A 17,107-nucleotide genomic window follows, 5' to 3' on the forward strand; every position below is an offset into this window, starting at 1 on the left:
CCAATAGGGGGATTGTATGGCGTCCTGCCGCAACGGCGACCGGGCGGCTGGCGCCCGGACCGGCGATCCGGCGGCCGGATCATGATCGAAACCGGGTCGCCGCGCCGTCGCCATCAGAACATCTGGCTCGGATCGAAATTGACCACGACGTCGGCCCAGGTATCGTACTTCTCGGCCGGCAGATTGTAGGGCGCGCAGCGCTGCACGGCGCGCAGCGCCGCCTCGCCCGCCACCCGCTCGATCATCGAGCCGCCGCCGCCGCCGATGATCTGCGGCCGCGCTTCCAGTTCGCCCGACGGATCGAGCCGCATCTGGATCGAGATCCGCAGCGAACCGGCTTCCGATACGCCCGAGGGCGGCGACCAGCAGCGCTGGATCTGCCCGCGCAGCGCGTCGAGCTCGCTCTGGGAGAGCTTGCCGCCGGTCTGGCGATCGGTGCCCAGCGAGGCCTGCTGGTCCGAACGCCTGGCGCCGCCGCCCGCCGACTTCTCCTTGTTCAGGAGCGCGGCGATCTGGTCGGCGTCGAACTGGCTCTCTTCCGGCGTCCGGGTCTCGGCCTGCTTTGCCGGCTCCGGCTTCTTCGGCTCCATGGGCTTAGTCTCGGCGACCTTCGGCGCGGGCGCCGGCGGCTTCGGCTTGGTCGCCGGCACCGGCACGTTCTGCGGCACGGGATCGGGTTCCGGCGCGGCTTCGGCCTCGGCGATCGCCTGCTCCACCGGGTCGGGCTGCGGCGGCGTCACCTCGGCGGGCTGTTCCGGCGTCGGCTCGGGTTCGGGCTGCGGCTCCGGCGGGGTCGGCGCGGGCTCCGGCTCGGGCGCAGGTTCCGGCTCAGGCGTCGGTGGCGTCGGCTCGGACGGCTGGGCGGCGGCCGCCTGCTCGGTCGGGGTCGGGCGCTTGATCGGCGTCGGCGGGGTGGCGAGATCGGTCTCGTTGTCGCCGACATTCTCGGCCGGCATCGGCAGCGTCTCGGGGGTCTCGGTCGGGTTGGGCGCCGGCGTCTCGGTGACCGGCGCGTCCTTGGCACCGATCATCGACTGCGAGAATTCCTCGATCGGCACGAGGTCCACCGGCAGCGATTCCACCGGCGCCATCTGCAGCGGCTCGGGCGCCGACAGGGACCACAGGCCCCAGGTCAGGACCGCTCCGTGCAGAAGGGTGGAAAGGACGACGCCGGACTTCATCGAAAGCTGGTTTCGCTCAAGCGTTTTCTTGATCGGTCACGAGACCGATATTGCGGAAGCCGGCGGCCGAGATCCGCGCCATGACGCGCATCACCGTACCGTAATCGGCCGAACGGTCGCCGCGCACGAAGATGCGCTCCTCGTAGCCGGCCTGGGCCACGGCCTGCAGCTTGGCCACGACCTCGTCGATCGGGATCACCGTGTCGTTGAGATAGATCTCGCCATCCGAATTCACCGAGATGGTGATCGGCTGGGTGTCCGAATTCATCGCCTTGGCCTGGGTCTCAGGCAACTCGATCGGCACGCCCACGGTCAGGAGGGGAGCCGCGACCATGAAGATGATCAGCAGCACCAGCATCACGTCGACCATCGGCGTGACGTTGATCTCGCTCATTGGCTGACGGCGGCCGCGGCCCCGACCGCGTCGCGACCCGCTGGAACGCCCGGTTCCGGCAGACATGCCCATCTGTCATTCCCTTCCCGGTCGCACGGACCGGCGTTTCACCCGCTCAGCGCGAGGACAGCTTCTCGTCGATCTGCCGCGACAGGATCGCGGAGAACTCGTCGGCGAAGGATTCCAGCCGCATGCCCAGCTTGCCGGCATCGGCCGACAGCTTGTTGTAGGCGATGACGGCGGGGATGGCGGCGACGAGGCCGATGGCGGTCGCCAAAAGCGCTTCCGCGATACCCGGCGCCACGACGGCAAGGCTGGTCTGCTGCGACCCGGCGATCGCCTGGAACGAGGTCATGATGCCGATGACCGTGCCGAACAAGCCGACGAAGGGGGCCGCCGAGCCGATGGTGGCGAGGAAGCCGAGCCGCGATTCCAGCTCGTCCATCTCGCGGGCCAGGGTCACGTCCATCGCCTTGTCGATCCGCGTCTGCAGACCGAGCGGCGAACGGGCGCCCTTCTCGAACGACTTCTTCCACTCGCGCATCGCCGCGACGAACAGCGCGCCCATGCCCGACGTCTTGCGCTCGGACAGGTTGTGATAGAGGTCCTCCAGCGACTGGCCGGACCAGAAATTGCTCTCGAACTTGTTGAGCTGGCGGCGGAACCGGCCATAGCGCATCGACTTGTCGATGATGATCGCCCAGGTCCAGACCGAAGCAGCCATGAGCCCGATCATCACCAGCTTCACGATGAAGCCGGCCTGCCAGAACAGGTCCCAGAGGGACACCGAACCGGCGGCGTGTAGCGTTCCCTGAACGACGTCAGCGTCCATTCCCAGTCATCCTCGATATTCGGAACCGTCGGCAGCCTGCAGCAGGTGCGCGCCTTTCGGCACCGTCCCGCCCATATCGGCCCCGACATGCAGCAAATTCGGCCATTCGGCCGCGTAAACCCCTGATGCCCTTTCACAAGCGAATCCGGTGAAAGAATGGCGTGGTTCGGCTCAAATCCGATTCGCGCCATTGATGCACCGGTAGGGTTAACGAGCCGTTACCGCCCACGCCCGGCCGGCCCGCGCCTCACGCCTCGGCGGCGGGCTGCAGCAGCGCCTGCATCTCTTTCGGCATGCGCATCGGCTTGCCGCCGGGCGAGATCACCGCGACCTTCACCATCGCCTCGATCAGCACCGTGTCGCCGCAACAGATGCGCTGGGCGAGGACGATCCGCGCGCCGCCCAGGAGGGCCGTGCGGGTGGTCACGGTGACCACGTCGTCGATCCGCGCCGGCCGCAGGAAGTCGATGTCCATGTGCCGCACGGCAAAGGCCATCGGCGCGCCGTAGCGCCCGTCCATCAGTTCGCCGTGGCCGATCCCCTTCAGCCGCAGGAAGTCCGAGCGTCCCCGCTCGAGGAAGTGCAGGTAGCGGGCGTGATAGACGACGCCGGAGAAGTCGGTGTCCTCGAAATAGATGCGCACGTCGAGCGCGTGGCCGTCCTCGGTCAGCCGTCCGGCCAGTCCATCGGTCATCGCCAGCTCCTTTCGCCTCGCGGTCGCGGCACGCGCCGGTCGCACGCCCGTTCCGGCACTGTGTCACGCCTCTGTAACAGGCCGACCTCATAGACGCGCCATTCGCGTCAAGCAAAGGAACCGCCGCCGTGATCTCGCCGCTTCGCCTCAGCCTCGCCGCCCTTCTCGCCACCAGCGCGCTCGCCGCGCCGGCCACCGCGATGGCCGAGCCGGTGTTCCGGCGCATCGCCAGCTTCCCGGTCGTCGCCAACCTGCCGGCCGACATGCCCGCCGAGACCGAGACCTCCTCGGAGATCATCACCGCCAGCGCCGACGGCAACACCCTGATCTACTCCGACAGCCCGGCCGGCGGCATCGGCCTGATCGACATCACCGATCCGAAGGCTCCGAAAGCCGGCGGCTTCCTGGCGCTGGACGGCGAGCCGACCTCCGTTGCGGTCGCCGGCGGCAATGTCCTTGTCGGCGTCAATACCTCGCCGAGCTACACCGCGCCGTCGGGCCGCCTGGCGGTGATCGACATCGTGGCCAAGACCGAGACGGCCTCCTGCGATCTTGGCGGCCAGCCCGATTCCGTCGCGGTCTCGAAGGACGGCGCCTATGCTGCCATCGCCATCGAGAACGAGCGCGACGAGGACCTCGACGACGGCGCCCTGCCGCAGATGCCGGCCGGCTTCCTCGCCATCGTCAAGCTGACCGACGGTGTGCCCGACTGCGCCTCCCTGACGAAGGTCGAGCTGACCGGCCTCGCCGACATCGCGCCCGAAGATCCGGAGCCCGAATATGTCGACTTCAACGGGGCCGGCGAGATCGTCGTCTCGCTGCAGGAGAACAACCATTTCGCCATCGTCGACGCCGTGACCGGCGAAGTGACTGCCGACTTTTCCGCCGGCGCCGTCGACCTCGACGGCATCGACACCGAGGACGACCGTGAACTCGCCTTCACCGGCAGCCAGGCCGGCCGCAAGCGCGAGCCCGACACCGTCCAGTGGATCGACAACGACCGCTTCGTCTCCGCCAATGAGGGCGACTATGAGGGCGGCTCGCGCTCCTTCACCGTCTGGAACAAGGACGGCAGCGTCGCCTGGGAAGCCGGCCCGTCCTTCGAGTACGAGGTCATCCGCGCCGGCCATTATCCGGACAAGCGCTCCGACGCCAAGGGCGTCGAGCCCGAAGGTCTGGAAGTCGCCACCTTCGACGGCACGACCTACGCCTTCGTCCTGTCCGAACGCGGCTCGGCCGTCGGCGTCTACGCTCTCGGCGACGGCGATCCCGTCTTCACCCAGCTGCTGCCGTCGGGCATCGCCCCGGAGGGCGCCATCGCGATCCCGTCGCGCAACCTCCTGGTCACCTCCAACGAGGCCGATCTCGTCGCGGATGGCGGCGCCCGCTCCCACGTGATGATCTACGAGCGCGGCGAGGGCGAGAGCGCTTATCCGATGATCGTCTCTGAAGACGATGCCGACGGCCGCCCGGTCGGCTGGGGCGCCCTCTCCGGCCTTGCCGCCGATGCCGACAGCGCCACGACGCTCCATGCGGTCAGCGACAGCTTCTACACCAGCCAGCCGGCGATCTTCACCATCGACGCGTCAGAGAAGCCGGCCCGCATCACCGCCAGGATGGTCGTCACCCGTGACGGCGAGCCTGCCGAGGCGCTCGACCTCGAAGGCATCACCGCCGACGGCGAAGGCGGCTTCTGGCTCGCCAGCGAGGGCAATCTCGAGAAGGACGTGCCGCACCAGCTCCTGCGCGTGGACGCCGCCGGCGCGATCGTCGAGGAAGTCCCCTTCCCCGACGCCCTCGTCGACGGTTCCACCCGCTTCGGCGCCGAGGGCGTGACCCTCGACGGCGACACGCTCTGGGTCGCCATCCAGCGCGAGTGGGAGGACGATGCCAAGGGCATCGTCAAGCTCCTCGCCTACAAGCCGGACTCGAAGGAATGGAGTGCCGTCCGCTACCCGCTGGAGAGCACTGACAAGGGCTGGGTCGGCCTGTCGGAGATCACCGCCAGCGGCGACTGGCTCTATGTCCTCGAGCGCGACAACCAGATCGGCGACGCCGCCCGGCTGAAGAAGCTCTACCGGGTCGCCAAGGCCGATCTGAAGCCCGCCCCGCTCGGCGGCGACCTGCCGACGGTCACCAAGGAAGAGGTCCACGACTTCCTGTCCGACCTGAAGGCCACCGGCGGCTATGTCGTCGACAAGATCGAGGGCTTCACCATTGCGAGCGACGGCACCGCCTATGCGGTCACCGACAATGACGGCGTCGATGATTCCTCCGGCGAGACGCTGTTCTTCTCGATCGGCAAGCTCTAGCCCGCCATCCAGGAGCCGCGACCGGGGCATCCCGCCCCGGCCGACCCATTCGCCGAAAGGGCGCGCTCCCCTCGTTGGAGCGCGCCCTTTTCGTTGTTCAGCGCGCAGGCGTGTCGGACGCCGCGCCAGTCGGCGCGGAGGGCACAGCGCGCCCGGGCGGCGCGAATTGCGATCCTTCATAGGTCTCGCACAGGCCGGTCTTGCCCTTCGGCGCGACGCAGCTCGCATTCAGCATGCCCCAGACCATGTCCATCGGCAGGACCCGCATCTGGTTCGTGCCCGTGGCATAGAACCAGTCCGGGTCCGGCGCGCCGTTCACCGTCTGGCTCAGGCCGAACAGGTTGAGGTCGTTGCTGGCGCCGATCCCCGGCACGCCGGGATTGCCGGTGGCGTCCGGCCCGGCCTGGGAATGGCAGGTCATGCAGGAGGCCGAATTGACGAAGCCGCCCTCGGTGATCGACTGGCCGGCATGGGTCGGCATGCCCGTCGGCATGACGAACTCCGTCTGCGAGGCCTTCAGCCGGTAGCTGCGCCACGCCGGATCGGCCGCCGAGGGCGTGTCCGGGTCCTGCGGCCCGTCGCCCGTGGCAATGCCCATGGCCGCCATCAGGCCGTCCAGCGCCGGGGTGATGCGCTCGCCGGTCTCTTCCGGCGTGTAGGGCGTTCCCATGTCGAAGACGATGTCCTGGGTGGCATCCTCGGAGTTCTCGGTCTTCGGCGGAATGTAGTTCTGGCCGAAGCTCTCGCCCTCCACCGTCACGCCGGCGGCGCTGTAGCCGTAGGAATCGTTGCAGCCGGTGAAGTCGCAGCGGCCGAGATTGCCGACATGCTCCATGGCGTACCAGTGCCAGGTGGGGATCGCCTTCGACGCCGCCGTCACCGCGACGAGATAGTAGAGCTCCGGTTCCTCGTCGCCCGGCGCCAGCGTCTCCTCGATCAGCATCGTCACATAGGGCGCGTCGGGGTCGTTCGGCGGATTGAGCGTTCGCCCGGCATCGTCCTCGCGCCAGATCAGGCCGTTCTCCAGCATCTGCGACTGGCTGAGGAAGTCGACCTTGAACATCACCGCGTCGGTCGGATAGTCGATCGCCAGCGCCGCGTTGTTGTAGGGCGCATTGACGTTCACCCAGTCCTGCATCGCGGTGAAGCGGGCGCCGAGACTCTCCTTGTTGTAGAGGTTCTGGGCGAAGGTGTAGCGCACGAACGACCGGTTGCGGAACACGATCTCCGCCTCCTCCTGGCGCAGCACCCGCGCCGGATCGAGCCGTTCCAGGAAGTCGTGGGTGTGGCTCGGGCTCGGCCGCGCCACGGTGATCGGCGGCGGATTGGTCCAGTCCGGCGGATAGAACGGGCAGCCGGCCGGCGGCGCCTCGCCCAGCGGCGGCGTCTCGTCGAACACCGCCGGGTCGCAGCAATCCTCCGGCGAGCCCTCGCGTCCGCAGATCGCCTTCGGGTCGTCGATCCAGATCGTCTGGTCGGTGCCCCAGGTCCAGAACGCCTGCTCGACCGCCGTCAGGAAGGACGTCCAGCCGAAGGCGTCGGGACAGCTCACCGCCGGATTGCCGATCGCCTCGGGCCAGCTCACCGTGCCGTTCGCGGCGGTGGGCTCGCAGCCCGGCCGGTCCCGCACGTCGGCCCGGAACAGGCTCGCCTGCTGGATCTGGTTCGGCGCCGCCGCCTGTCCCTGCGCCTGTGCACCGGCCGCCAGCAGCACAGTGGCCGCCAGCAGCGATCGGGCGATCGTTCGATGGGTCATGCCGTCCTCCCGTTGATGCCTGGTCGTGTGAACCCTGCGCCCTGATCCCGCCGCGTCAGGCCGCCGGCAGCAGGGCGACCACCGGCAGGTGATCCGATTGCAGCTTGTCCGGCGGATAATTGGGCGGGATCTGGTCGGCCGCCGGGCCGGCACTGTCGAAGACGTAGTCGCCCGCCCGGTCGCCCTGGGCGAGGCTGCGCGGTGTGAGATCGCGCCATTCCCACCAGGCTCGCTTCCTGCAGCCCGATGAATGCGAAGCCGTCCATGCCCATCGCCTCGGGCATCGCGTCGATGCAATGGGCGACGTTGACGGCGCAGCGGATTAGATGCGGATTGCCGGGAACGAAAGTGCAGGCATCGCCGAGCGGCAGGCCATGGTGATGGCTCATCGCCTCCCAGCAGACATTGTAGCTGAGCACCAGAAGCGCGTCTGTCCCGCTGTCCGCCATCGCCGACCACCTTCCGCAGCGGAATGCTACCAGCAGGACAGGCTCCTGACCAGCCTTCGCGTCGGCGTTGTTGCGCCGGCCGGCGGCGAGACCGAAACATCCGGGCGTTCGACCCGTTGCCCGGCCAAACGACCGACGGCCGCGAACACTTGCCGCCCCGCGGCGCCTCGCTAGCTTTCGCCAGCACGAGAAACCCGATTTCGAGGAGAGCGGCATGGCACGCGAACGCTATTACGTCCTGAAGGATGGCGACGGCTGGAAAGTGCGTCACGACGACAAGGACACGCCCTACGACACCCAGGCGGAGGCGATGGACGCCGCCCGCGACGCGGCCCACAAGATGCATGACAGCGGCACCGACTCCCAGGTCCTGGTGCAGGGCAGCGACGGCCAGTGGCAGACGGAATGGACCTACGGCAACGATCCCTACCCGCCGGCCGGCTGACCCGGCGCACCCAGTCTTCCCTTCGTTGGATCGGCCGCTGACGAAGCGGCCGGTCCCCGCGCCTCCCGCCGGCTCCGGGCGCCCATCATCCCTGATTCACGCGGCAATGGCGGCCTGGTGCTTGTGCCGGGCCGTGCGGGCCATATCTGCACTCGCCCGACCCGAGGAGCCGCGATGCGTGCGTTCATTCAGCAATATTACCAGCGCGTCGTCGCAAGCTACTGGTTCATCCCCTCGATCATGGCAGTCAGCGCCGCGGTTCTGGCCTTCGTCCTGATCGAGATCGACGCCCGGGTCCCGCTCGACGCCTTCGGCGAAAGCCCGTTCTTCTACGCCACCCAGCCGGACGGGGCCCGCGCCATCCTCAGCGCCATCGGCGGCTCGATGATCGGGGTGGCCGGCACCGTCTTCTCGGTCACCATGGCGACGGTCGTCTTCGCCTCCGGCAGCTACGGCCCGCGGCTCCTGACCAATTTCATGAACGACCGCGGCAACCAGATCACCCTCGGCGTCTTCGTCGCGACCTTCATCTATTCCATGCTCGTGCTGCGCAGCGTCCGCGACGGCGGCGAGGACGACGTCTATGCCGCGATGTTCGTGCCCAATATCGCGATCTTCGGCGCCATCATCCTGGCCATCGGCTCGATCGGCGTGCTGATCTTCTTCATCCACCACGTCCCGTCCAACATCCACATCTCCAACGTCATCGCCGGCATCGGCGAGGCGCTGTGCAAGCAGATCGAGAAGGCCTTCCCGATCCGCGGCGACGTGGAGGACGGCGAGGCAACCGGCGAAGCCCAGCCGGCGGGCCTCCTGTGGCAGGTGCCGCCCTGCTTCGGCGACGACATCGACGAAGCGGCGGCCACCGTGCCCTATGCCGAGATCGTCTCCGACCGCAGCGGCTATCTCCAGATCATCGACCACGAGACCCTGATCGAGGCGGCGCAGAAGGCCGACATCGTGGTGCGGATGAACTGCCGGACCGGCATGTTCGTACATCCCGGCAAGGTGATCTTCCACGCCTGGCCGAGCGAGCGCGTCACCGACGCAACCCGCACTGCCCTCGTCGCCTCCATCGCCTGCGGCAACCAGCGCAGCCCGCATCAGGACCAGGTCTTCCTCGTCGACGAACTGGTCGAGATCGCCGGCCGGGCGCTGTCACCGGGCGTCAACGACCCCTTCACCGCGATCACCTGCATGGACTGGCTGACCGCCGCCATGTCTCGCATGGTCGGGCGCGGCAAGGCCGATCCGCTGCATGTCGACAGCGACGGCAAGCTGCGGGTCATCGACCTGCCGCGCAGCTTCGCCGAATATCTGGAATATTCCTTCGGCCATCTGCGCCAGTATGCGGCCACCGACATGATCGCCGGCGAGCATTACCTCGCCTGCCTGGAGCAGATCGCCCCGGCCGCCACGCGGCCGCGGGACATCGCCGCGCTGCGCCGCCAGTGCGACGCCTTCATGGGTCTCGCGCGTCTCGGCCTCGATGGCGCCGCCCTTGCCGTGGTCGAGGCCCGCGCTGCACATCTGGCGGCGACCCTCGACCATCCGGCTCATCGCCTCGCCTATCCGGTGCCCGATGGCGAGCGCATGGCGCGGCTGGACACCGGGCACCACCCGGCCTCGGCCTGACGCATCCGCCTCATTCGGCGTCGGCGCCGTCCTCGAACAGGCTCGCCTGCGATCCCTGATAGGTGCTCGGCACCGCCAGCCCCAGATGGGCAAAGGCCCGCTGGGTCAGCAGGCGCCCGCGCGGGGTGCGTTGCAGGAAGCCCTGCTGCAGGAGATACGGCTCGACGATGTCCTCGATGGCGTCGCGCGGTTCCGACAGCGCCGCGGCGATGGTCTCGATGCCCACCGGCCCGCCGCCGAAATTCATCGCGATCAGCTCCAGATAGCGCCGGTCGAGCTGGTCCAGGCCGAGACTGTCCACTTCCAGCCGCGACAGCGCCTCGTCGGCCACCTTGCGGTCCACCGTCTCTGCCCCGGCGACGTCGGCGAAGTCGCGCACCCGGCGCAGCAGCCGGCCGGCGATGCGCGGCGTGCCGCGGGCCCGGCGGGCGATCTCGCGGGCGCCGTCCTCGGCCATGGGCAGCCGCATCAGCCGCGCACCACGGGTGACGATGTGCTCCAGCTCCGCCACCGTGTAGAAATTCAGCCGCACCGGGATGCCGAAGCGGTCGCGCAGCGGCGTCGTCAGCAGCCCCAGCCGCGTCGTCGCCGCGACCAGGGTGAATTTCGACAGGTCGATCTTCACCGAGCGCGCCGCCGGCCCCTCGCCGATGATCAGGTCGAGCTGGAAATCCTCCATCGCCGGATAGAGGATTTCCTCCACCGCCGGGCTCAGCCGGTGAATCTCGTCGATGAACAGGACGTCGCGCTCTTCCAGATTGGTCAGTAGCGCCGCCAGATCGCCGGCCTTGGCGATCACCGGGCCGGAGGTCGAGCGGAAATTGACGCCGAGCTCCTTGGCCATGATCTGCGCAAGCGTCGTCTTGCCGAGCCCCGGCGGGCCGACGAACAGCACGTGATCCAGCGCCTCGCCCCGATTCTTCGCCGCCTCGATGAATATCTTCAGATTGGCCCGCGCCGCCGCCTGGCCGACGAAATCGTCCAGCCGCTGCGGCCGCAGGGTCGCGTCGATGTCCTCGCCGTGCTTCTCGGGATTGATCAGGCGGGCGTCGCTCATAAGGGCCGTTCCGTCGCGATGGGACAATCTGCCTGCAAAACCAATGGCGCGGCCGGTCGCGGGCAGGTTCCGCAATGGCCGTTCGGCGCCGTCATGTCAAAACCGGCCGGCCGGCGATCCGTCCCCGGCCCCGGCTGCGCCATTCGCCGCCTCAGCGGCTCAGCGCCTTCAGCCCCAGCCGGATCAGCTTCGCACTGTCCGGCGCCTCGCCGGCATCTTTCAGCGCCTTCGCCACGGCCTCGGCCGCCTGGTCGCGCGGATAGCCGAGATTGACCAGCGCCGAGACCGCATCGGCCACCGGCGCGGCGGCGGTGCCGCCGCCGATGTCGCGCTTCAGTCCCAGGCTCTCGTCGCTGCCGGCGCCCGAGAAGGCCGGCGCCTTGTCCTTCAGCTCGGCGACGATCCGCGCGGCGACCTTCGGGCCTACGCCGGGCGCGCGCGCCACCATCGCCTTGTCCTGCAACGCCACCGCGTTGGCGAGGTCACCGGCGGACAGCGTGCCGATCACCGCCAGCGCCACCCGGGCGCCGACGCCCTGCACCATCTGCAAGAGCCGGAACCAGTCCTGCTCGGCACGCGTCGCAAAGCCGTAGAGCCGCAGCATGTCCTCGCGCACATAGGTATCGATGAACAGCACCACCGCCTCGCCTTCGCCCGGCAGCGCCGCCAGGGTGCGCGCGCCGCAAAAGGCGACATAGCCGACGCCGTGGACGTCGACGACGACGTGGTCCTCGCCGATCTCGTCGACGGTGCCCTTCAGTTTGCCGATCACGAATGCGTCTCCAGGCGGTGGGAATCGTAGGCGGGTCTGCGGCGAGGCATGCCCGGACCGTCGCTTACCACGATCGGCGCATCATCGCCGACAGTCCCGGCCGGCAAAGCTGGACCTGAGCCGCGACGGGCGAACGGATCTGCGCGCACCCTCACAGGCCGGCCAAAAGCGCCCGCGACTGGGCCGACTGGCGGTGATGGCTGTGGCAGATGGCGATCGCCAGCGCATCGGCGGCATCGTCCGTGTCGAAGGTCGCCTTGGGCATCAGCACCTTCACCATCATGTGGATCTGCTTCTTCTCGCCATGGCCGACGCCGATCACCGCCTTCTTCACGGCGTTGGGCGCGTATTCGGCGACCGGCAGCCCGGCCAGCGACGGCACCACCATGGCGATGCCGCGGGCCTGCCCGAGCTTCAGCGTGGCGACGGCGTCCTTGTTGACGAAGGTCTGCTCCACCGCGGCCTCGTCGGGCTGCTGCGCGTGGATCACGTCGGCCAGCCCCTCGTAGAGCGTGCGCAGCCGCGAGGCGAGATCCATCTTGCCGTCCGACATCACCGTGCCGCTGGCCACGAAGCGCAGCGAATTGCCGAGCGTCTCGACGATGCCCCAGCCGGTCCGGCGCAGGCCGGGATCGATGCCGATGATGCGAATGGTCCGCTCCTGCAACACTTCGTTAACCCTCTCCGACTAGCCGAATCAGGTGCTATTGAGAAGACGAAAAGTGAACAAACCAAAAACGAAACAGGCTTGGTCACGTGGGAGCCGCACAGCTCAAGGCGCGCGGCGCGTCGTTCCCTCACCGAAGCGGAGCGCTCCATGAACGAGGCCCGCCGCGGCTTCCCGCGACGGGCCTTCGGATTGCACCGGATCAGCTCCGGCGCAAGCGTCGCCGGTCAGACGAGGCGCCTCAGTTCCACCAGGCTTCGTCGACGCCCGGACGGCCTTCGAGCTCTTCCTCGGAGAACCGCGTGATGAACGCGTAGGACTGGTCGTCGACCGGTACGAGATCCACGTCGCCAACCCGCAGCATGACGTGCTTGTCGGCTATGTCGAGGAAGCCGCCCACTTCGGCGACGACGCCGGCAAGGTTGCCCGACCGATCAAGGACCACGTCCTCGATCTCGCCGATCTGGTTCCAGTCGCTGCCGACCGCGTCATAGCCCGAACGGCCCCAGGCGTAGTCGTCCCGGTCGCCCCAGGAGCCCTCGTCATAGGCTTCGTTGGTCGTGTAGACGGCACCACCCACGATGTCGCGGGTCCGGATCAGCTGCGCCCAGTCGGTCGCTGCAGTATCTTCCGAGGCCATCGGCGTCGTGGCCGGTGTGGCAGCAGTGTCCTGCGCGATCGCAGGCGTCGCGGCAAAGATGATGGCGGTCGCAGTGGCTGCAATATACTTCATAAGTAGCCTCCTCTCTGGCGTCGGCATTCATCAAACCAACGGAGAGGATGCGCCATTGTTCCAGAACGCGCGACACAGTCTGCCGCCGCGCATCCATACCGATGCCGGTTGCTTTTGAAACTCGATCAGCCCGTGCGTTCTACTTCACCGCCGGATGGCGGGCGGCGAACCCGGGGGGCTAGGCGTCCCGTGCGCCCGCGTCCCGGGTCGCGATCACCGATTTGCGCAAGCCGAGGACGGTCTCGTAGGAAATCTCGCCATCCGGGAAGAACGCCGCCATCTGCCGCCGGCCGATCAGATCGTGGTCGCGCACCACGTTGCGTGCGTCCTCGATGTCGTCGATGCGGTCGAAGAAGCCGAGCGCGAAGCGCTGCAGCATGGCGACCCGGACCGCCTTGGGCAGATACTGGAAGCCGGCGGTGCGGAAATGCGGCTCGTACGGAAACCAGTAATTCGGCGTCTGGCAGTAATAGCGCGGGGCCAGCCGGCGCATGTTGAGGGCGAAGTCGCGCATGTTGGCCCGCGAGCCGACATGCTCGATCACCGAGTTGGAATGGGCGAGATCGAAGCCCTGGTTGTCGAAGAGCGTCAGGTCGCTGGCGCTTTCGCGCACGGCACGGAACTGGTCGGGCCGCGCGACGACCTGGGGCTCGGTATTGACCAGCGTGACGAAGACCCGCCCGCGTCGCCGGTCGAGATAGTCGCCGGCGACCGCCCAGTATTTTTCCGTCCCGCCGAGATCGACGATCTCGCAGCGCTCCTGCTTTGCCAGAACGGCGTCGATCAGGTTGCGGATGCGCACGAAGCGTCTGGCGCGGAACTGGAATTCCAGACTGGTATCGTCGACATAGGGGTCCGAGCGACGGCGAAGGGCCCCGAGATAGGCTGAAATCTGCATGACGTGGTTCCTGTTTCCCACGTCGATGTAGGACTTTCCCTAAGGGGACGTCTCGTTAATCGTTAACAAATGGTTAACGCCGCCAAGCCCGGCGAACCGGGGTTTGCGGCCAGACGGCGCCCGAGAACACGCAGTCGTGAGGGAAGAGCGGCCGCCGGGCGGCGTCATTCGCCCCCCCCCCGGGACGGCCACCGGGGCCGCGCCACAGAGAGGCGACCGGGCGAGCTGCGTCGCCGCAGCCCGCCATCTGTCATGGAAAGGGCGTCAGCCCGGCTCAGGCGGCCGACAGCTTCGCCATCACCTCATCATCGACCTCGAAATTGGCATAGACGTTCTGCACGTCGTCGTCGTCGTCGAGATTGCCGATCAGCCGCATCACGCTCTCGGCCTTGTCCTCGTCCACCGGCGTGCCGGTCTGCGGACGCCAGGTCGGGCGCACGCTCTCGGCCTCGCCCAGCGATTCCTCCAGCGCCGTCGACACGTCGCCGATATCCTCGAAGGCGGTGACGATGGTGTGGCCGTTCTCGTCGGAGATCACGTCGTCGGCGCCGGCCAGGATCGCCGCTTCCATCACCGTGTCGGCGTCGCCGGCCGACAGCGGATAGACGATCTCGCCGACATGATCGAACATGAAGGACACCGAGCCGGTCTCGCCCATCGAGCCGCCGGCCTTGGTGAAGCAGGAGCGCACGTTGGAGGCGGTGCGGTTGCGGTTGTCGGTCAGCGCCTCGACGATGATGGCGACGCCGCCCGGGCCGTAGCCCTCGTAGCGGACCTCGTCATAATTCTCCGAATCGCCGCCCGAGGCCTTCTTGATCGCCCGGTCGATGTTGTCCTTCGGCATCGACTGCGCCTTGGCGTTGTTGATCGCCAGTCGCAGCCGCGCGTTCATCGAGGGGTCCGGCAGGCCCGACTTGGCCGCCACCACGATCTCGCGGGCGAGCTTGGAAAACATCTTCGATCGGACCGCGTCCTGGCGGCCCTTGCGATGCATGATGTTCTTGAACTGTGAATGGCCGGCCATGGCGAACCTGTCTTTCAATGCGGAAGAATTGCGCGACATATAAAAAATCGGGCGGCAAACGTCCAGAACGAGGTTTCCCATGTCCGACGCCCTTGAAGGTTCCACACCCCGCAGGACCGCCCTTCCGGCCCTGCCGCTGACCGGCGGCTGCCAGTGCGGCAGGGTGCGCTACGAGATCCGTGCCGCGCCGCAGGTCTTCTACCTGTGCCATTGCACCGAGTGCCAGCGGCAGACCTCCAGCGCCTATGGCGAGAGCCTGCGCGTCGATCCCGCCAGCCTCGTCATCAGCAGCGAGATGGCGACCACCCGGCGCATGGCCGACAGCGGCGCGGTGCGGCTCGGCGATTTCTGCCCCGATTGCGGCGTGCGCATCCAGCACCGCTCGCAAGGCAATCCCGGCCGGGTCAACATCAAGGCCGGCACCCTCGACGACACCAGCTGGCTGGTCCCCGCCGGCCACATCTGGACCGCCTCGCGCCAGCCCTTCGTCGCCATCGGCCCCGACGAACTCGATTATCCCGGAGCGCCGGCCGACAATTTCGCCGCGCTGATCGCACGCTGGCAGGAGATGGTCCGACCCGGCGACGGCGCATAGACGCCGCGCAGCCCTGCCTCCGCGACCCTTCCTGCGCGTTGCCGGCCGGCGACCGCCGCCTGATGACGCCATGTTGATTTCGCTTCTGGCGCCGGCGGGGTAGCCTCGAAGGGTCGGCGCCCGATCGCCCCTGCTGCTGCCGCGCCGACGGTCAGGGGAGAACGCGACCATGCGATATCGCGCTGCGCTGTTCCGCTACGCCCTCTGGGCGGCCCTCGTCCTCGCCGCGGCCGTCCCGGCCCTGGGCGACACCGCCGCGCCGGGCAATGACCGCGCCCCGCCGCCGGCCGAAGCCGAGCGCGCGCTTCGCCCGACCGACGCCCGGTTGTTCGCCGCGCTGAAGAACGCCGCCACCGAGGCCGAGGGCCGCGCCGCCGAAACCGCCATCTGGCGGCACTGGATCAAAGCCGCGCCCGACGCCGCCACCCGCCGCCTCGTCGAAGAGGCCATGGACCGGCGCGGCAGCTACGATTTCGCCGGCGCCCGCGCCCTTCTCGACGCCGCCGTGGCCGCCGCCCCCGATTATGCCGAGGCCTTCAACCAGCGGGGTTTCGTGCGTTTCCTGCAGGAGGATTTCGACGGCGCGCTGGCCGATGTCGACCGCGCCATCACGCTGGAGCCGAAGCACTTCGCCGCCATGTCCGGCCGCGCCATCATCCTGATGCGCCAAGGGCGCTTCCGTCTCGCCCAGGCCCAGCTTCGCGAGGCCGTGGCGATCCATCCCTTCCTCAAGGAGCGCGCGATGATCGTGCCCGAGGCGCCCGACACGCCCGCCGACCCTGGCGGGATCGATCTTTGACCCGCTTGCCCAGCCGACCCGGAGCCCGCCCATGATCCGCCTCGTCGCCCTCGCCGCGTGTCTCGCCGGCCTTGCCCTGGCGCCCGCCCCGGCCGCCGCCCAGATGGTGCCGAGCACCTGCATCGCCATGGCCGAGAGCCTGCCGGGGGCGACCTATGTCGCGATGGACAATCCGGCCGCCCGGCGCTTCGCCGCGACGTCGGACGAGGTGACCATCACCTATGTCTCCCACGCGACCTACCTGATCGAGAGCCCCGGCGGGGTCGTGGCGGCCACCGACTATGCGGGCTTTGCGGGCGGCGCGATGCCGGACATCGTCACGATGAACAAGGCGCATTCGTCCCACAACACGCCCTATCCAGACCCGGCGATCCCCCATGTGCTGCTCGGCTGGAACCCGGAGGGCGGACCGGCCGAGCATGCCTTGACCGTCGGCGACCTCTATGTGCGCAACGTGCCGACCGACATCCGCGCCTTCGGCGGCATGGAGGCGGATGGCAATTCGATCTTCATCTTCGAGGTGGCGGGCCTGTGCATCGGCCATCTCGGCCATCTGCACCACCAGCTCACCAATGAGGATTACGCCCGCATCGGCCGGCTCGACGTCCTGATGGTGCCGGTGGATGGCGGCATGACCATGAGCCAGGAGGGCATGGGCGAGATCGCCGACCGGCTGCGCTCGTCCATCGTCCTGCCGATGCATCGCTTCGCCGGCCCGATCGAGCGCTTCCTCGACCGCATGCCCGGCTTCGCCGTGGAGCGGCGGGCCGAACCCAGCCTCACCATCTCCATGCGCAGCCTGCCGAAGACGCCGACGGTCATCGTCCTCGCCGGCGTCTGACGCCGGCACCGCGGGCCCTCCGC

The 17,107-nt window shown here is 68.3% G+C and carries 18 protein-coding genes; 6 read left to right on the plus strand and 12 right to left on the minus strand.

Annotated elements, in window-relative coordinates:
• Window positions 1–113: 113 nt before the first annotated feature.
• The 4 genes from ACEQX1_RS12020 to ACEQX1_RS12035 form a co-directional block, all read right to left on the minus strand.
• On the minus strand, window positions 114–1,181 hold the full coding sequence (locus ACEQX1_RS12020; protein WP_370195011.1) for a hypothetical protein: 1,068 nt from the start codon (window positions 1,179–1,181) through the stop codon (window positions 114–116).
• Between the two features lie 16 nt (window positions 1,182–1,197).
• On the minus strand, window positions 1,198–1,647 hold the full coding sequence (tolR, locus tag ACEQX1_RS12025; protein ID WP_187390187.1) for a protein TolR: 450 nt from the start codon (window positions 1,645–1,647) through the stop codon (window positions 1,198–1,200).
• Window positions 1,648–1,690: 43 nt separating this feature from the next.
• On the minus strand, window positions 1,691–2,407 hold the full coding sequence (gene tolQ, locus ACEQX1_RS12030) for a protein TolQ (RefSeq protein ID WP_009208748.1): 717 nt from the start codon (window positions 2,405–2,407) through the stop codon (window positions 1,691–1,693).
• A 247-nt stretch (window positions 2,408–2,654) separates the two neighbouring features.
• Window positions 2,655–3,101 carry a YbgC/FadM family acyl-CoA thioesterase gene (locus tag ACEQX1_RS12035; RefSeq protein ID WP_370195009.1) on the minus strand — a complete coding sequence of 149 codons (447 nt, stop codon included), beginning with the start codon at window positions 3,099–3,101 and terminating at the stop codon, window positions 2,655–2,657.
• A gap of 200 nt (window positions 3,102–3,301) precedes the next feature.
• Here ACEQX1_RS12035 and ACEQX1_RS12040 point away from each other — a divergent pair, with 200 nt between their 5' ends.
• Window positions 3,302–5,413, plus strand: a complete 2,112-nt coding sequence (locus tag ACEQX1_RS12040) for an esterase-like activity of phytase family protein (RefSeq protein ID WP_370196876.1) — start codon at window positions 3,302–3,304, stop codon at window positions 5,411–5,413.
• A gap of 97 nt (window positions 5,414–5,510) precedes the next feature.
• Here the strand turns inward: ACEQX1_RS12040 and ACEQX1_RS12045 are convergent, their stop codons facing one another.
• Window positions 5,511–7,169 carry a hypothetical protein gene (locus tag ACEQX1_RS12045; RefSeq protein ID WP_370195007.1) on the minus strand — a complete coding sequence of 553 codons (1,659 nt, stop codon included), beginning with the start codon at window positions 7,167–7,169 and terminating at the stop codon, window positions 5,511–5,513.
• Entirely contained in the window at window positions 7,166–7,618 is a 453-nt protein-coding gene (locus tag ACEQX1_RS12050) for a hypothetical protein (protein ID WP_370195005.1), read from the minus strand. The genes ACEQX1_RS12045 and ACEQX1_RS12050 overlap by 4 nt, the downstream gene beginning before the upstream one ends.
• Window positions 7,619–7,832: 214 nt before the next feature.
• Between ACEQX1_RS12050 and ACEQX1_RS12055 the strand changes: the two genes are divergently transcribed.
• Both ACEQX1_RS12055 and ACEQX1_RS12060 read left to right on the plus strand, forming a co-directional pair.
• Window positions 7,833–8,063, plus strand: coding sequence for a DUF2188 domain-containing protein (locus tag ACEQX1_RS12055; RefSeq protein ID WP_370195002.1), 231 nt, complete (start codon window positions 7,833–7,835; stop codon window positions 8,061–8,063).
• 174 nt (window positions 8,064–8,237) lie between these two features.
• A complete protein-coding gene (locus tag ACEQX1_RS12060) occupies window positions 8,238–9,698 on the plus strand; it encodes a DUF2254 domain-containing protein (RefSeq protein ID WP_370195000.1) in 1,461 nt (486 codons plus the stop codon).
• A gap of 10 nt (window positions 9,699–9,708) precedes the next feature.
• Here ACEQX1_RS12060 and ruvB read toward each other — a convergent pair whose 3' ends face one another.
• The 6 genes from ruvB to ACEQX1_RS12090 all read right to left on the minus strand — a co-directional run bounded on the left by ruvB (window position 9,709) and on the right by ACEQX1_RS12090 (window position 14,849).
• Complete coding sequence (ruvB, locus tag ACEQX1_RS12065) at window positions 9,709–10,755, minus strand: Holliday junction branch migration DNA helicase RuvB (protein WP_230785664.1); 1,047 nt, start codon at window positions 10,753–10,755, stop codon at window positions 9,709–9,711.
• A 151-nt stretch (window positions 10,756–10,906) separates the two neighbouring features.
• Window positions 10,907–11,527 carry a Holliday junction branch migration protein RuvA gene (ruvA, locus tag ACEQX1_RS12070; RefSeq protein ID WP_009208741.1) on the minus strand — a complete coding sequence of 207 codons (621 nt, stop codon included), beginning with the start codon at window positions 11,525–11,527 and terminating at the stop codon, window positions 10,907–10,909.
• A 151-nt stretch (window positions 11,528–11,678) separates the two neighbouring features.
• Window positions 11,679–12,197: a crossover junction endodeoxyribonuclease RuvC gene (ruvC, locus tag ACEQX1_RS12075; RefSeq protein WP_370194996.1), complete on the minus strand. Its 519-nt coding sequence runs from the start codon at window positions 12,195–12,197 to the stop codon at window positions 11,679–11,681.
• 238 nt (window positions 12,198–12,435) lie between these two features.
• On the minus strand, window positions 12,436–12,927 hold the full coding sequence (locus ACEQX1_RS12080) for a PRC-barrel domain-containing protein (RefSeq protein WP_187390195.1): 492 nt from the start codon (window positions 12,925–12,927) through the stop codon (window positions 12,436–12,438).
• Window positions 12,928–13,105: 178 nt separating this feature from the next.
• Window positions 13,106–13,825, minus strand: coding sequence for an SAM-dependent methyltransferase (locus ACEQX1_RS12085; RefSeq protein WP_277025129.1), 720 nt, complete (start codon window positions 13,823–13,825; stop codon window positions 13,106–13,108).
• A 274-nt stretch (window positions 13,826–14,099) separates the two neighbouring features.
• Window positions 14,100–14,849 (minus strand): YebC/PmpR family DNA-binding transcriptional regulator, encoded by a 750-nt coding sequence (locus tag ACEQX1_RS12090; protein ID WP_009208737.1) that lies wholly within the window; start codon window positions 14,847–14,849, stop codon window positions 14,100–14,102.
• Window positions 14,850–14,928: 79 nt separating this feature from the next.
• On the opposite strand from ACEQX1_RS12090, the gene ACEQX1_RS12095 reads away from it, so the two are divergent.
• The 3 genes from ACEQX1_RS12095 (at window position 14,929) to ACEQX1_RS12105 (ending at window position 17,084) form a co-directional block, all read left to right on the plus strand.
• Window positions 14,929–15,444, plus strand: a complete 516-nt coding sequence (locus ACEQX1_RS12095; protein ID WP_370194993.1) for a GFA family protein — start codon at window positions 14,929–14,931, stop codon at window positions 15,442–15,444.
• A 169-nt stretch (window positions 15,445–15,613) separates the two neighbouring features.
• Window positions 15,614–16,243: a tetratricopeptide repeat protein gene (locus ACEQX1_RS12100; protein WP_370196865.1), complete on the plus strand. Its 630-nt coding sequence runs from the start codon at window positions 15,614–15,616 to the stop codon at window positions 16,241–16,243.
• Between the two features lie 31 nt (window positions 16,244–16,274).
• Window positions 16,275–17,084: an MBL fold metallo-hydrolase gene (locus ACEQX1_RS12105; RefSeq protein ID WP_370194785.1), complete on the plus strand. Its 810-nt coding sequence runs from the start codon at window positions 16,275–16,277 to the stop codon at window positions 17,082–17,084.
• Window positions 17,085–17,107 lie beyond the last annotated feature (23 nt).

Source organism: Aurantimonas sp. (genome assembly GCF_964217435.1).
In the GTDB taxonomy this organism is placed as follows: Bacteria; Pseudomonadota; Alphaproteobacteria; order Rhizobiales; family Rhizobiaceae; genus Aurantimonas; species Aurantimonas coralicida.

What these genes read in the sequence shown, in the direction of transcription:
- ACEQX1_RS12035 (WP_370195009.1), bottom strand. Translation starts at nt 3,101, where the DNA reads ATGACCGATGGACTGGCCGGACGGCTGACCGAGGACGGCCACGCGCTC.
- ACEQX1_RS12080 (WP_187390195.1), bottom strand. Translation starts at nt 12,927, where the DNA reads ATGAAGTATATTGCAGCCACTGCGACCGCCATCATCTTTGCCGCGACG.
- ACEQX1_RS12105 (WP_370194785.1), top strand. Translation starts at nt 16,275, where the DNA reads ATGATCCGCCTCGTCGCCCTCGCCGCGTGTCTCGCCGGCCTTGCCCTG.
- ACEQX1_RS12020 (WP_370195011.1), bottom strand. Translation starts at nt 1,181, where the DNA reads ATGAAGTCCGGCGTCGTCCTTTCCACCCTTCTGCACGGAGCGGTCCTG.
- tolQ (WP_009208748.1), bottom strand. Translation starts at nt 2,407, where the DNA reads ATGGACGCTGACGTCGTTCAGGGAACGCTACACGCCGCCGGTTCGGTG.
- ACEQX1_RS12100 (WP_370196865.1), top strand. Translation starts at nt 15,614, where the DNA reads ATGCGATATCGCGCTGCGCTGTTCCGCTACGCCCTCTGGGCGGCCCTC.
- ACEQX1_RS12085 (WP_277025129.1), bottom strand. Translation starts at nt 13,825, where the DNA reads ATGCAGATTTCAGCCTATCTCGGGGCCCTTCGCCGTCGCTCGGACCCC.
- ACEQX1_RS12090 (WP_009208737.1), bottom strand. Translation starts at nt 14,849, where the DNA reads ATGGCCGGCCATTCACAGTTCAAGAACATCATGCATCGCAAGGGCCGC.
- ACEQX1_RS12050 (WP_370195005.1), bottom strand. Translation starts at nt 7,618, where the DNA reads ATGGCGGACAGCGGGACAGACGCGCTTCTGGTGCTCAGCTACAATGTC.
- ACEQX1_RS12040 (WP_370196876.1), top strand. Translation starts at nt 3,302, where the DNA reads ATGGCCGAGCCGGTGTTCCGGCGCATCGCCAGCTTCCCGGTCGTCGCC.
- ruvB (WP_230785664.1), bottom strand. Translation starts at nt 10,755, where the DNA reads ATGAGCGACGCCCGCCTGATCAATCCCGAGAAGCACGGCGAGGACATC.
- ACEQX1_RS12055 (WP_370195002.1), top strand. Translation starts at nt 7,833, where the DNA reads ATGGCACGCGAACGCTATTACGTCCTGAAGGATGGCGACGGCTGGAAA.
- ACEQX1_RS12060 (WP_370195000.1), top strand. Translation starts at nt 8,238, where the DNA reads ATGCGTGCGTTCATTCAGCAATATTACCAGCGCGTCGTCGCAAGCTAC.
- ACEQX1_RS12045 (WP_370195007.1), bottom strand. Translation starts at nt 7,169, where the DNA reads ATGACCCATCGAACGATCGCCCGATCGCTGCTGGCGGCCACTGTGCTG.
- ACEQX1_RS12095 (WP_370194993.1), top strand. Translation starts at nt 14,929, where the DNA reads ATGTCCGACGCCCTTGAAGGTTCCACACCCCGCAGGACCGCCCTTCCG.
- tolR (WP_187390187.1), bottom strand. Translation starts at nt 1,647, where the DNA reads ATGGGCATGTCTGCCGGAACCGGGCGTTCCAGCGGGTCGCGACGCGGT.